This is a genomic window from Nguyenibacter vanlangensis (assembly GCF_013376155.1).
GTDB lineage: Bacteria > Pseudomonadota > Alphaproteobacteria > Acetobacterales > Acetobacteraceae > Gluconacetobacter > Gluconacetobacter vanlangensis.
On the sequence record NZ_JABXXP010001159.1, the window covers coordinates 1 to 632 of the forward strand.

Genomic DNA, 632 nt, shown 5'->3' on the forward strand with positions numbered 1-632 from the left:
GAGGCCATCCGCGTGTCGCTGCCCTGGAACGTGCGGGAGGCGGATGTCGCGGCGTTCATCGCCGCCTATGCCGCGATGGCGGGGCGGCTGGCGCCACGCGCGGCGGCGGGGATCGTGGCGGAGAGGAAGCAGGGATGAGCGACGCGGGCGTGAATGAAGCGGGCCTGAATGAAGCGGGCCTGAATGACGCGGGCATGAGTGGCACGGGCATGAGCGGCGGTGCGGCGATGGGGCCCCTCTATCTGGATTACCAGGCCACCACGCCCTGCGATCCGGCGGTGATGGCGGCGATGATGCCGTGGTTCGCCGAATCGTTCGGCAATCCGCACAGCGCCGATCATGTGCTGGGGCGCCGTGCCCATGACGCGGTCGAGGCGGCGCGGGACATGGTCGCGGCGCTGCTGGGCGCGGACAGCCGGGAGGTCGTGTTCACCTCGGGCGCCACCGAGGCCAACAACATCGCCATCAAGGGGGCGGTGCGGTTCCTGGCGGCGCGGGGGGATGCGCGGCGGCGGGTCGTCACGGTGGCGACCGAGCATAAATGCGTGCTGGAATCGGTGCGTGACCTGGCGGACGAGGGGTTCGAGCCGGTGATCCTGCCGGTCGGGGCGGACGGGCGGCTGGACCCCGGG

General features: G+C 71.7%; 1 protein-coding gene. It reads left to right on the forward strand.

The annotated features are described in order from the left end of the window. Positions 1-209: 209 nt before the first annotated feature. Positions 210-632, forward strand: a 423-nt coding sequence (locus HUK84_RS21860) for an aminotransferase class V-fold PLP-dependent enzyme (RefSeq protein WP_246285828.1), incomplete at its 3' end; no start/stop codon positions are given.